This is a genomic window from Erythrobacter sp. S43 (assembly GCF_057364955.1).
In genome coordinates this window covers 1,642,363-1,654,008 of record NZ_CP200285.1, presented here as the reverse complement: position 1 = coordinate 1,654,008, position 11,646 = coordinate 1,642,363, and the positions used below count along the sequence as shown (strand labels likewise).

Sequence of the window (11,646 nt, the reverse complement as noted above, 5' to 3'; positions counted from 1 at the left end):
CGAATCACGGCGGAAAATGCCACCTGAGAAAGCGCAAACTGCACCGGCCGGACCATATTGAAAAACGATATGCTTTAAAATATCGCTTTTCAATCAGCATATTATTGTTTTTCGATATTTATTGATTGACGATAAACCCCTCCGCTCCTAGATAGAGATTATTGAAAAACAATAAGTCACATCAAGGAGAACGATATGTCTCGTACCTTCACCAACTCCCTTGCCGCCTTCGCAGCGGTCATTCTCGCCTTCACGTCGATTGGCACCATCGTTGCCACCCCGTCTGCGCAGGCTCAGGCACAGTCCCCTTATGGAGTGACGCAGCCGTTCGAGCTCGCTTGAGCGAAAGACCAAGGAGTATCCCCATGTCACCCAAGCCAAATGATCCGCTGCTCGCAGCCGGAAAAATCCTCACCGTCATGCTTATGATCGTCATTGGACTGGTCACGGTGTTTTTGCTCGTACTGGTTCCGGTTGTCCTGTTCAGCAACGCTGAGTTTGCTGTTGAGCTGACCGAAGCCGCCGGAGCCGACGCCACGAAGGTAAAGTTTGCGGCCGCAATAATGCTCGCGCTCGCAGCCACGGTGGCGGCGTTCTCGTTCCACTTCTTCCAGCTGCTCGGACGCATCATCAAATCCGTCGCGAATAGTGATCCATTCACCTTCGAAAATTCGAAGCGCATGACGCGCATGGGCTGGATCGCACTCGGCTTTCAGATCGCCTCATTCCCTATCGGCGCGCTGGCCGCGTATCTGAGCCAATACGTGCCTCAAGATAACTTGACCGTCGATTTCGAGTTCACGCTCACCGGAGTGCTGCTTGCCGTCGTGCTCTTTATCCTCGCCCGTGTGTTCAACCATGGCGCAGAAATGCGCGAAGACCTCGAAGGGACCGTGTGATGCCTGCTGATGATGAAGGAGCAACGATCATGGTCAAACTCGATGACTTGCTACACGAACGCCGCATGACGCTGACCGAGCTGGCCGAGCGGGTTGGCCTGACCCTCGCCAACCTCTCGATCCTCAAAACCGGCAAAGCCAAGGCAATCCGCTTCAGCACTCTCGCAGCGATCTGCCGCGAACTGGACTGCCAGCCGGGCGATCTGCTGAGTTACGCCAACGAAGACGGCAGCAATGCCTGATATCGCCCAAGCAACACCGCGTTCGCTTGATCGAGCCGGAGGGATGGCCGCCATTTTCATGGCGGCCTCCTACATCTTCGGCTTTGCTCTGTTCATAGGCGTCATCGATCGAACGGGTTACGAAGGGCCCGCCGGGAATGTCGCTTTCGTGTCAGACAATCTACCGATCCTGACGCTGGCGATGATCGTGCTCTATCCGCTGGCGGCTTGCGCCCTGACCGTTTTGGTCGTCGCAGTGCACCGCAAAGCCAGCGAAGCCATTCAAGGCGCAATGCTGATAACAACAGCCTTTGGGCTGATCTGGGCCGGTCTGGTTTTCGCAAGCGGCATGATCAGCGTAGTCGGAATGAACGTGATTGCCGATACCGCAGTCAATTACCCGAACTACGCAGCCAGCGCATGGATCGCTGTTGGCGTCGTTCAAGATGCAATCGGCGGCGGGAACGAATTTCTTGGCGGCGTGTGGATGGGCATGACAAGTTGGCTCTTCCTGAGCCACGGATTGATGCCGAAGGCGCTGGCCTGGATCGGCGTCGTCCTTGGCCTTGTGGGTGTAGCAAGCCTTGTGCCCGCCCTGGGTGAACTGGTGGATCTGTTCGGTTTGGGTCAAATTGTATGGTTCGGTTGGCTGGGGTTACATCTGCTTCGCGCTCACCGCCCATAGACACAGAATCGCTTGACTTTCGGGGCGTGCAAAGTAATTGCGCGCTCCGATTGCTTTTGCAGTCATCCGTCCGAGACAGTTGCTGAGCGGAATTTGCCGTTCTTAATTTGCAGCCTAGGCGGGGAAACGAGTTTTCAGCGGACACTCCGTGCGAGTGCCGCAGCCGAGCCGTGATGGCTCACCCTCCTTCCCCATCGTTGGACTTTGTTTTGTCGGTTAGCGGCAGAGCAAAATGTGAGCCGGTCGTTCGGGCGTTTGTCCGTGCGGCCATAGTGAAGGAGTAAGGCATGGATCGTTCGCAAAAGACCGAAGCGGTTGCCCAGCTCAACGCTGCGTTTAACGAAGTTGGTGTGGTCGTTGTGACCCGCAACCTCGGCATGACGGTGGAGCAGTCCACCGAACTGCGCAACAAAATGCGTGAAGCCGGTGCATCCTATAAGGTTGCGAAGAACCGTCTCGCCAAGCTCGCCCTGAAAGACACCGATTACACGGGCCTTGAGGAATTCCTCTCCGGTCCGACCGCACTGGCCTGGTCAGAAGACCCGGTCGCAGCCGCTAAGGCTGCTGTCGATTTCGCAAAGTCGAACGACAAGCTGGAAATCGTTGGTGGCTCGATGGGCACGCAGGTGCTCGATGAAGCTGGTGTGAAGGCTCTTGCCTCCATGCCGAGCCTCGACGAGCTGCGCGGCAAGATTGTTGGCCTCGTCAACGCCCCAGCAACCAAGGTTGCTCAGGTCGTCAACGCACCCGCCAACAAGCTCGCTCGCGTATTTGGTGCCTTTGGCGCCAGCGAAGCTGCTTAAGAGACGCGTACTCGCAAGAGACGAAACATATCTGGGGTGTGACCTTGTGAGGCCGCCCCGTACAATTGGAGTGATACATCATGGCTGATATTGCCAAGCTTGTTGAAGAACTTTCGAAGCTGACCGTCCTTGAGGCAGCTGAACTTGCAACCGCACTTGAAGAAGCATGGGGCGTGAGCGCCGCTGCTGCTGTTGCTGTTGCTGCACCGGGTGCTGGTGGCGGCGACGCTGGCGGCGCTGCTGAAGAGAAAGACGAATTCGACGTCATCCTCACCGGCGACGGCGGCAAGAAGATCCAGGTCATCAAAGAAGTCCGTGCCATCACCGGCCTGGGCCTCACCGAAGCCAAGGGTCTCGTCGAAGGCGCACCGAAGCCGCTCAAAGAAGGCGTTGCCAAGGCAGAAGCCGAAGAGATCAAAGGCAAGATCGAAGCAGCAGGCGGTACCGTCGAGCTCAAGTAAGCTTCTTTCGAGCTTTGCTCAAAAGACAAGGGCGGTGCCAGCGATGGCACCGCCCTTTTTCTTTGTCTTGTTCAGAGGAAGGCTATTCGAGCTCGATCCCGTCAATCTCATCAGCGATCTGCGCGTGCTTGCCTTCGCAAAATTCGATGCCTTTGGTCAGGAATTCTTCACCTGCGGATTCTTCTTGATCGCTAAATTCCTCGAGCGCCTCGATCAATTTGTCGAGCATCGGCTCAAGCTCTGCTTCGGCCTTGCTGCCATCTTCGGTTCCGTCACGGTCCATCGCGACGACGAGCCAACGCGTTGCCATATCTTCAAATTCAGCCACTTCGCTGCCTTCAGATGCTCCGGAAAGCAGCGAGAAAAGCGCACTGCACTTCATGGCGTCATCATAGCTGACGGGGCTTTCTTCGTCGCTGGCTGCCAAAGGGGAAACGCTCAGCCCCAATGAAGCGGCCACCAAAAGTGCGATCTTCTTCATTCGAATTCTCCTCATTTGACCGCCGATTGTCACACAGGCAGCGTGAAGGCAAGTTGTGGTGCGGGGGCCTCAACTAAGCAGAATCCATGGCCGAGAAACAAACGGCACTAGGTCAATTCGCCGCATGAATGTATTCGGGCCGGCTTTATGCGTGATGACGCCGCCTCAAATGCGCCCGTTGTGGGGACACTCACATGGAGCGAAGAAACCCGGGCAACCCTGTTGCTCGCCGGGCCGTTGGCGGGTGCCAATCTTCTGCAGATGCTCACCTACGCAATCGACGTGATCTTTATCGCGCGATTGGGCGACGAGCCGTTGGCGGCATCGGCCTTGGCCGTCGCATTGTTTGGCTTGGTGCTTTGGGCCATGACGTCTCTGGTCGGCGCGGTCGCGCCGCTGATCGCAGAGGCCATAGGTTCGCGCTCACCATCCTTCCGGCCTGTTCGCCGTTCCACGCGCATGGCGCTTTGGCTGGCCGTGATTTCAGGCGTCATCGGCATGGGGCTTTGCCTTTTGCTCGGGCCGATCATGGTCGCGACAGGACAGCAACCGCGGATCATCGCTCTCGCGAATGAGTACAACGTAGTGATCATCTGGTCGCTGATCCCGATGCTCCTCGCGGCGGTGCTGCGCTATTATGTTTCGGCATTGGGCCGTCCGATATTTGCCACCGCAATCACCGCGCTTGGCGTCGTCGTCAACGCAGCGGCCAACTACGCCTTCATCTTCGGCAATTTCGGGGCGCCCGCCTTGGGCCTGACCGGCGCGGCGGTGGCAACGATCATCACCTCGCTATTTGTGCTGAGCATCTATGTCACCGCGATCTTGCTCGACAAACCTCTGGCGCGATACCGCATCTTCTACCGCTTCTGGCGCCCTGATTGGCCGCGCTTTTGGCAGATCATCCGCATCGGCACGCCCATCGCTCTTACAGTCACGGCAGAGGCGGGCATCTTCGGCGCTGCGGCATTCCTCATGGGCAATATTGGCGCGGCGCAACTCGCCGGACACACCGTCGCCCTGCAACTCGCCGCTTTGGCATTTCAGGTGCCTTTCGGTGTCAGTCAGGCCGCGACCATCCGCGTGGGATACTTCTATGGCGCGGGCGATCCTGTCGGGATCAAGCGCGCGGGCTGGGTCGGCATTGCGATTGCGGTGATCTTCATGACCTTCACCGCCAGCGCGATGGTGCTGGCGCCTTACACGCTTCTGTCGATCTATGTGGATCCATACGCCGCTCGTAACGCCGCGCTTGTGGGCTTCGCGTTGCAGTATCTCGCGCTAGCGGCGGCGTTCCAGTTGGTTGACGGCGTTCAAGCTGTCGCAGCTGGGGCCTTGCGCGGATTGCAGGACACACGCATGCCAATGTGGATCGCGATTTTCAGCTATTGGGTCCCGGGGATTGGCCTCTCAATCGGGCTTGGTTTCTACACTTCGCTCGCAGGAGTTGGAGTCTGGATCGGCCTAGCCACCGGGCTTACCTTTGCCGCGTTGCTGCTAACGTGGCGCTGGATGCTACGCGAGCGGCTGGGCCTCACGCAGCGCATATCCAAAACCCCCTGAAATTTTTCGGCGCTGGGCGCTTGACTCTGCTGCGACACGCAACCACATGCGCCCCGCTGGCACTCTCGGGAGGAGAGTGCCAAGAGACACATCAACCCTATTAGAAAGGTCATACCAAAATGGCATTTCGTCCTCTGCACGACCGCGTTCTGGTCCGTCGCATCGAAGCCGACACGAAAACCGCTGGCGGCATCATCATCCCCGATTCCGCACAGGAAAAGCCGAGCGAAGGCGAAGTCGTCTCCGTCGGCGAAGGCACTCGTGACGACGCAGGCAACCGCGTTGCTCTCGACGTCAAAGCAGGCGACCGCGTCCTGTTTGGAAAATGGGGCGGCACCGAAGTCAAGATCGAAGGTGAAGACCTGCTGATCATGAAGGAAAGCGACATCATGGGCGTTATCGGCTGAGCCGACTGACCCACACGCTTTTTTCAAAACACCCAATTTTCAGGAGAAACTCCAATGGCTGCTAAGGACGTACAGTTCGGCCGTGATGCCCGCGAAGGCATCCTCAAGGGCGTCGATACGCTCGCAAACGCTGTTAAAGTGACGCTCGGCCCGAAAGGCCGCAACGTCGTGATCGACAAAGCTTTTGGCGCACCACGCATCACCAAGGACGGCGTAACCGTCGCCAAGGAAATCGAACTCACTGACAAGTTCGAAAACATGGGCGCGCAGATGCTCAAAGAAGTTGCGTCGAAGACGAACGACCTCGCTGGTGACGGCACCACCACCGCAACCGTGCTCGGCCAAGCGATCATCCGCGAAGGCATGACCGCCGTCGCCGCTGGCATGAACCCGATGGATCTGAAACGCGGCATCGACGCAGCGACTGCCAAGGTTGTCGACAGCCTTGCCAGCCGTTCAAAAGAAGTCGCTGGTTCGGCCGAAGTCGCGCAGGTCGGTGTTATCTCCGCCAATGGCGACCGCGAAGTTGGCGAAAAGATCGCCGAAGCGATGGACAAGGTCGGCAAAGAAGGCGTCATCACCGTCGAGGAAGCCAAGGGCCTCGAATTTGAACTCGACGTTGTCGAAGGCATGCAATTCGACCGTGGTTACCTGTCGCCTTACTTCATCACCAACCCGGACAAGATGACGGTTGAACTCGAAAACCCGTACATCCTGATCCACGAAGCCAAGCTTTCTAACCTGCAATCGCTTTTGCCGGTTCTTGAAGCGGCTGTTCAGAGCGGTCGTCCGCTGCTGATCATCGCAGAAGACATCGAGGGCGAAGCGCTCGCGACGCTCGTGGTCAACAAGCTGCGCGGTGGCCTGAAAGTGGCTGCGGTCAAGGCACCAGGCTTTGGCGATCGTCGCAAGGCGATGCTTCAGGACATCTCGATCCTTACCAAGGGCGAAATGGTCAGTGAAGATCTCGGCATCAAGCTCGAGAACGTCACGCTAGGCATGCTCGGCGAAGCCAAGCGCGTCACCATCGACAAAGACAACACCACCATCGTTGATGGCGCCGGTGCCGAAGACGACATCAAAGCCCGCGTCGGTGAGATCAAGGCTCAGATGGAAGCCACCACCAGCGATTACGACCGTGAAAAGCTGCAAGAACGTCTGGCGAAACTCGCCGGCGGTGTTGCCGTGATCAAGGTTGGCGGCGCTTCGGAAGTCGAAGTGAAGGAACGCAAGGATCGCGTTGATGACGCACTCCACGCAACCCGCGCTGCTGTTGAAGAAGGCATCGTCCCTGGCGGCGGCACAGCTCTGCTGTACGCAACCAAGGTGCTCGAAGGCTTCAAAGGCGAAAACGACGACCAAACCCGCGGCATCGACATCGTTCGTCGCGCGATCATGGCGCCGGTTCGCCAGATTGCATCGAACGCTGGCCATGATGGCGCAGTGGTTTCGGGCAATCTGCTTCGTGAAGATGACGAAACGCAGGGCTTCAACGCTTCGACAGACACTTATGAGAATCTCGTTGAAGCTGGCGTGATTGACCCGACCAAGGTTGTTCGCACCGCTCTCCAGGATGCGGCATCGGTTGCCGGCCTGCTTATCACCACCGAAGCGGCGATCACCGACGCTCCGGAAGACAAAGCCGCTGGCGGCGCCCCGGGTGGCATGCCCGATATGGGCGGCATGGGCGGCATGGGCGGCATGGGCGGCTTCTAAGCCACTCAAGCGCTACAACGCACACAAAAGGCCCCGCCGGAGCGATCCGGTGGGGCTTTTTCTTTGTCGGCAGCACATACGCATTCATCGATTCAATGCTTCCAAACCCTCACGCGAGCGCGCATGGGAAAACCAGAACGAAATTACGGGGAATTTCTAACATGAAAACCAAACTTGCCGCCGCACTGCTCGCGTCTGTCGCGCTTGCCGGATGCGATGCACTGACCGCACCAACCGCCGCGACAATCGAATGCGCCGGTGATCAAACAGAATGTCTCAACACTTGGTTTGAGGAAAAGTTCGAAGAAGAGCTGGCCTTCAGCCCGATCCGCCAAACCGCGTTGGGTCGCAAGACCGATTACGACAAGATTGATGAGCTCAGCATGGAAGCGGTCGAAAAGCAGATCGCATGGTGGGAGCAAGCGCTCGTCGATATGGAAGCGAACTTCGATTACGATGCGCTCTCTGACGATGCGAAGCTGTCTTTCGACATGTTCAAATGGCGCGCCGAGCAGGCGACTGCATCGCGCGAATTTATGGAACAGCAGTACATCCTGACGCAGATGAACGGCTTCCATACCTTCCTGCCAAGCTTCCTGCTGGGTCAGCATGCAGTGGAAAGCGAAAGCGATATGGAAGCTTTCATCGCCCGGATCAGCGGCATCGGGACCGCTATGGATCAGGCGCTCACACTGGCGCAGAACAACGCCGAGGCAGGCACACGTCCGCCCCGCTTCGCCTATGATGCGGTGATCGATGAATCCAAGAAGATCATCAGCGGCGCTCCGTTTGAAGAAGGCGAACCGTCCGCACTTTGGGCCGGTGTCGAAGGACATCTCACAAAGCTGGTTTCCGACGGCACAATCACTCAGGAACGTGCCGACGAGCTCAAGGCCGAGGCCGAAACCGCTCTGACCGACAATATGGCTCCGGCCTACCAGCGAGATCGTCGACTGGTTCACCGAAGACCGCCCCAACACCAGCGAGAAGGCGCTTGGCGTCACGACGCTACCCAATGGCGAGGCGTTTTATGAATACAGCCTTGGCCAGATGACCACGACGGACATGACCGCCGATGAGATCCACGAGCTGGGCCTTGCCGATGTCGCGCGTATTCGCGACGAGATGAAGGCGATCATGGAGAAGGTCGGTTTCGAAGGCACACTGGAGGATTTCTTCGTCTTCACCCGCGAGGACCCGCAGTTCTTCTTCTCGAATGATGAGAAAGGCGCGCAGGATTATATCGACCGTGCGAAGGGCCATATCGACACGCTGACCGAGCGGCTTCCTGAGTATTTCGGTCGCCTGCCCAAGGCGCCGCTCGAAGTGCGCCGGGTGGAGCCGTTCCGCGAACAGGATGGCGCCGCACAGCATTACCGCCCCGGCACGCCCGACGGCTCACGTCCGGGCATCTATTATGCCCACCTGTCTGACATGACCGCGATGCCGATTCCGCCGCTGGAAGCCATCGCTTATCACGAGGGCAATCCGGGCCACCACATGCAGCTTTCCATCGCGCAAGAGGCGGAAGGCGTTCCCAAATTCCGTTCTCAGGGTAACTTCATCTCCGCTTATGGTGAAGGCTGGGCGCTCTATTCGGAAGACCTAGCAAAAGAGATGGGGGGTTATCAGGACCCTTATTCCGACTTCGGCCGTCTGATGAGCGAGATGTGGCGCGCGATCCGTCTGGTGGTCGATACCGGCATCCACGCCAAGGGCTGGAGCGAAGATGAGGCGGTAGCCTATTGCCTCGAAAACTCACCCAATCCCGAGACCGTCGCCCGCAGCGAGGTGCAGCGTTACTTCGTGCTGCCGGGTCAGGCGACCAGCTACAAGATCGGGATGATCAAGATTCAGGAACTGCGGGACAAAGCGAAGGAAGAGCTTGGCGACAAGTTCGACATTCGCGGCTTCCACGATACGGTTTTGGGCGGTGGATCTGTCCCGCTCAGCCTGCTTGAGAAGCAGGTCGATAACTGGGTGGCGAAGGTCAAAGAGAGCTGATCTCGCACCCTTGAATAGCAAAAGGGCGGGCCAGCATCACGCTGACCCGCCCTTTTTTGTTGTCTGTTGAAGGCTTAGCTTAGCCGCCCTTGCGGCTGGCCTCTGCCTCTTCAATCACGCTTTCATCCCATGTGACTTGCGTCTGGGTTTGCGGGTTGAAGCGGGTGTTGGCGTAGCTTGCCGCCTCTGCCGCCGCGATCTCTTCTTTGGTCAGATGCTCGCTTGGCTCGAGAGCAAACACATCGATGCCGCGTGTGATTTCGGTGCCGTAGATGCGACCATTGTACCAGTAAGACGACCAGTATCCGCCAACCACAAGTTGCTCATCATTGATCGCGCCGCGGTCAAAGTAAGCGATCTCTTTCGGGTCGGCGCTGTCGGTGAAGTCCATCAGGCTGATGCCACCCTGATACCAAGACTGCACGAACAGGTCGCGGCCCGGCACCGGAATGATCGAACCGTTATGCGCGACGCAGTTTTCCTTGTCGCCTTGCGGTCCGGGCATCTTGTAGTGGCTGCGGAATTCCAGCTTACCATCGACGATGTCGTAAATCGCGTTCGCGCCCCATGTCATCGGGTCCGACGCACGGCAACGCGGGCGACCACCGCCACCCCATTCATCGGTGAAGATGACTTTGGTGCCGTCATTATTGAACGTTGCCGAGTGCCAATATGCGAAGCCCTTATCGAACACCGCATCGGTGCGCTTGGGGTTCATCGGGTCGGAGATGTCCATCAGGATACCGTTGCCCGAACATGCGCCTGCTGCGATCTTGAGCGACGGGAAGACAGTGATGTCGTGACACTGGTTGGTCTGACGTGTGTCTTGTGCACCTTCTTCGCTCTCGCCGCCTTTCCAAAGGCCCGCGATTTCGCCTGTGGCGTCGTCCGCGAACACGCGCGGGCTGCTGACGATGCGCGACTTGGAAGGATCGGCAAGCGGAATCTCGATCACGTCGATGCTGAACAAAGCAGTCCGCGAGTCCGACGGGTTGTCGATGCAGCGGTTCAGCTCTTCCTGTTTGCGCACACGCGATGTGCCGGAGTTGTAGACGATCAGCTTTTCATCATCGGCGCTCACGATTGAGTGCGTGTGGCTGCCACGACAAGTTTGCACCTGACCGACCTGACGCACAGCGGTGAGATCTGAAATGTCAAAGATGCGGAGACCGCGGAAGCGTTCATCACTGACGTCGCCTTCAACACCCTGCAGACCGCAATCGACACGGCCACGGGTCTGCTCGACGCTCATGATCAGAATGTCGCCAGCGACCGAAACGTCGCCCTGACCACCCGGACATACAACCGAGCTCATGAGCGCGGGCGCACCATCGTCACCCAGCTTGTAGATGTTGAAGCCGTGATAATTGCCCGCGACCATGATGTCGTCGAAGAACGCCATATCGGTGTTGGCAAAATCGAGCAGAGGCGAACGCTCGGCAAACTGGGTAAGCGATTCTTCGTCACCACGTGGTCGCGCATCGTCACCGGCCTGAGGCTCCGGCTTTTCTTCGGTGGTTGCTTCCCCTTCGGCTGCTTCACCGTCCTCATCCTCGCGCGGCGGGATCGCGGGGCGCAGATCAGACGGGTTTTCCGGATCAAAGAAGCCAGCTGGCTTGGTCAGGCTGACGACTTTTCTCAGGTTCATGATCGCTTCGCCTGCATCGGCAAAACCTGATTTGAGACCTGCGCGCGGATCAGATGAGAGGCCAGCGAGTAGCAGGTCCATCTTATCGATCTCTGCCTCCTGATCGTTCTCGACATCACCAACGAAGCGGAAAAGGATCGGATCGGCGGCGCTGCCGGGTTGGCCCAGCAGTTTGTCGACCATGTCAATCGCGCCTTCGTGGTGCGCGATCATCAGAGTCAGGAACTGGCGGTCGAACTCGGTGCCCTGTGCAGCGGCAAGTGCGTCCATCTGCGCTTGAGTTGCCATGCCAGCCATAGTCGAGTGATCGACCATCGCGTGCTTCGAATGGTCCATTTTTGAATGGTCCATGGCGCTGTGGTCCATGCCGACCATCACGGTTTTTTCACCGCGGGCGGACAGCCACTCATTCATGAACTTGATCTCGTCATCCTGCGCGGCCTGAATCCGACCCGCGATGGCAAGCACTTCTTCGTTGTTCGTGCGATCTGTCGCCAGTTTCGCCATGTCGACGGCTTGTTGGTGGTGCACGATCATGCCCTGCATGAACACAACATCAGCATCGGTGTACTTCGCTTTGGCAAGCTGGGTTGCTTCCTCAGCTGTCAGTGTCTTCGTCGCTTGCCCTGGTGCGCCTGGCTGCACAATCTGTTGTGCAAAGGCCATCGAGGACGTGCCAAGCAGCATGGCAGTGAGGATCGCGCGCGAACTACTGGCGGCAGAGATTCTTGAGGTTTTCATGAGAGTCCTGTGTTGCA

At 58.0% G+C, this 11,646-nt stretch carries 13 protein-coding genes; 11 read left to right on the top strand and 2 right to left on the bottom strand.

Going from position 1 to position 11,646, the window contains the following annotated elements; translation table 11 throughout:
* Positions 1-195 precede the first annotated feature (195 nt).
* The 6 genes from AC0V6K_RS08095 to rplL all read left to right on the top strand — a co-directional run bounded on the left by AC0V6K_RS08095 (position 196) and on the right by rplL (position 3,069).
* On the top strand, positions 196-342 hold the full coding sequence (locus tag AC0V6K_RS08095; RefSeq protein WP_472621134.1) for a hypothetical protein: 147 nt from the start codon (positions 196-198) through the stop codon (positions 340-342).
* Between the two features lie 23 nt (positions 343-365).
* Positions 366-899: a DUF2975 domain-containing protein gene (locus AC0V6K_RS08090; protein ID WP_472621132.1), complete on the top strand. Its 534-nt coding sequence runs from the start codon at positions 366-368 to the stop codon at positions 897-899.
* A complete protein-coding gene (locus tag AC0V6K_RS08085) occupies positions 899-1,141 on the top strand; it encodes a helix-turn-helix domain-containing protein (RefSeq protein ID WP_472621130.1) in 243 nt (80 codons plus the stop codon). Before AC0V6K_RS08090 ends, AC0V6K_RS08085 begins: the two co-directional genes overlap by 1 nt.
* Positions 1,134-1,805 (top strand): DUF4386 family protein, encoded by a 672-nt coding sequence (locus AC0V6K_RS08080; protein WP_472621128.1) that lies wholly within the window; start codon positions 1,134-1,136, stop codon positions 1,803-1,805. The genes AC0V6K_RS08085 and AC0V6K_RS08080 overlap by 8 nt, the downstream gene beginning before the upstream one ends.
* A 287-nt stretch (positions 1,806-2,092) precedes the next feature.
* Positions 2,093-2,608 (top strand): 50S ribosomal protein L10, encoded by a 516-nt coding sequence (gene rplJ, locus AC0V6K_RS08075; protein WP_472621126.1) that lies wholly within the window; start codon positions 2,093-2,095, stop codon positions 2,606-2,608.
* A gap of 80 nt (positions 2,609-2,688) precedes the next feature.
* Positions 2,689-3,069 (top strand): 50S ribosomal protein L7/L12, encoded by a 381-nt coding sequence (gene rplL, locus AC0V6K_RS08070; protein ID WP_472621124.1) that lies wholly within the window; start codon positions 2,689-2,691, stop codon positions 3,067-3,069.
* Positions 3,070-3,151: 82 nt separating this feature from the next.
* Here rplL and AC0V6K_RS08065 read toward each other — a convergent pair whose 3' ends face one another.
* Positions 3,152-3,550 (bottom strand): hypothetical protein, encoded by a 399-nt coding sequence (locus AC0V6K_RS08065; RefSeq protein WP_472621122.1) that lies wholly within the window; start codon positions 3,548-3,550, stop codon positions 3,152-3,154.
* A 147-nt stretch (positions 3,551-3,697) separates the two neighbouring features.
* On the opposite strand from AC0V6K_RS08065, the gene AC0V6K_RS08060 reads away from it, so the two are divergent.
* The 5 genes from AC0V6K_RS08060 (at position 3,698) to AC0V6K_RS08040 (ending at position 9,240) form a co-directional block, all read left to right on the top strand.
* Entirely contained in the window at positions 3,698-5,113 is a 1,416-nt protein-coding gene (locus AC0V6K_RS08060) for an MATE family efflux transporter (protein WP_486172603.1), read from the top strand.
* Positions 5,114-5,232: 119 nt separating this feature from the next.
* On the top strand, positions 5,233-5,520 hold the full coding sequence (locus tag AC0V6K_RS08055; protein ID WP_472621118.1) for a co-chaperone GroES: 288 nt from the start codon (positions 5,233-5,235) through the stop codon (positions 5,518-5,520).
* 54 nt (positions 5,521-5,574) lie between these two features.
* A complete protein-coding gene (gene groL / locus AC0V6K_RS08050; protein WP_472621116.1) occupies positions 5,575-7,236 on the top strand; it encodes a chaperonin GroEL in 1,662 nt (553 codons plus the stop codon).
* A 161-nt stretch (positions 7,237-7,397) separates the two neighbouring features.
* A complete protein-coding gene (locus tag AC0V6K_RS08045; RefSeq protein ID WP_472621114.1) occupies positions 7,398-8,270 on the top strand; it encodes a DUF885 family protein in 873 nt (290 codons plus the stop codon).
* Positions 8,158-9,240: a DUF885 domain-containing protein gene (locus tag AC0V6K_RS08040; protein ID WP_472626079.1), complete on the top strand. Its 1,083-nt coding sequence runs from the start codon at positions 8,158-8,160 to the stop codon at positions 9,238-9,240. Before AC0V6K_RS08045 ends, AC0V6K_RS08040 begins: the two co-directional genes overlap by 113 nt.
* Positions 9,241-9,319: 79 nt before the next feature.
* Here AC0V6K_RS08040 and AC0V6K_RS08035 read toward each other — a convergent pair whose 3' ends face one another.
* Positions 9,320-11,629 (bottom strand): DUF305 domain-containing protein, encoded by a 2,310-nt coding sequence (locus AC0V6K_RS08035; protein ID WP_472621112.1) that lies wholly within the window; start codon positions 11,627-11,629, stop codon positions 9,320-9,322.
* Positions 11,630-11,646: the final 17 nt, after the last annotated feature.

Bases quoted from the DNA above. Each gene is read 5' to 3' on its own strand.
- AC0V6K_RS08095 (WP_472621134.1), top strand. From the start codon at position 196: ATGTCTCGTACCTTCACCAACTCCCTTGCCGCCTTCGCAGCGGTCATT.
- AC0V6K_RS08090 (WP_472621132.1), top strand. From the start codon at position 366: ATGTCACCCAAGCCAAATGATCCGCTGCTCGCAGCCGGAAAAATCCTC.
- AC0V6K_RS08085 (WP_472621130.1), top strand. From the start codon at position 899: ATGCCTGCTGATGATGAAGGAGCAACGATCATGGTCAAACTCGATGAC.
- AC0V6K_RS08080 (WP_472621128.1), top strand. From the start codon at position 1,134: ATGCCTGATATCGCCCAAGCAACACCGCGTTCGCTTGATCGAGCCGGA.
- rplJ (WP_472621126.1), top strand. From the start codon at position 2,093: ATGGATCGTTCGCAAAAGACCGAAGCGGTTGCCCAGCTCAACGCTGCG.
- rplL (WP_472621124.1), top strand. From the start codon at position 2,689: ATGGCTGATATTGCCAAGCTTGTTGAAGAACTTTCGAAGCTGACCGTC.
- AC0V6K_RS08065 (WP_472621122.1), bottom strand. From the start codon at position 3,550: ATGAAGAAGATCGCACTTTTGGTGGCCGCTTCATTGGGGCTGAGCGTT.
- AC0V6K_RS08060 (WP_486172603.1), top strand. From the start codon at position 3,698: ATGCGTGATGACGCCGCCTCAAATGCGCCCGTTGTGGGGACACTCACA.
- AC0V6K_RS08055 (WP_472621118.1), top strand. From the start codon at position 5,233: ATGGCATTTCGTCCTCTGCACGACCGCGTTCTGGTCCGTCGCATCGAA.
- groL (WP_472621116.1), top strand. From the start codon at position 5,575: ATGGCTGCTAAGGACGTACAGTTCGGCCGTGATGCCCGCGAAGGCATC.
- AC0V6K_RS08045 (WP_472621114.1), top strand. From the start codon at position 7,398: ATGAAAACCAAACTTGCCGCCGCACTGCTCGCGTCTGTCGCGCTTGCC.
- AC0V6K_RS08035 (WP_472621112.1), bottom strand. From the start codon at position 11,629: ATGAAAACCTCAAGAATCTCTGCCGCCAGTAGTTCGCGCGCGATCCTC.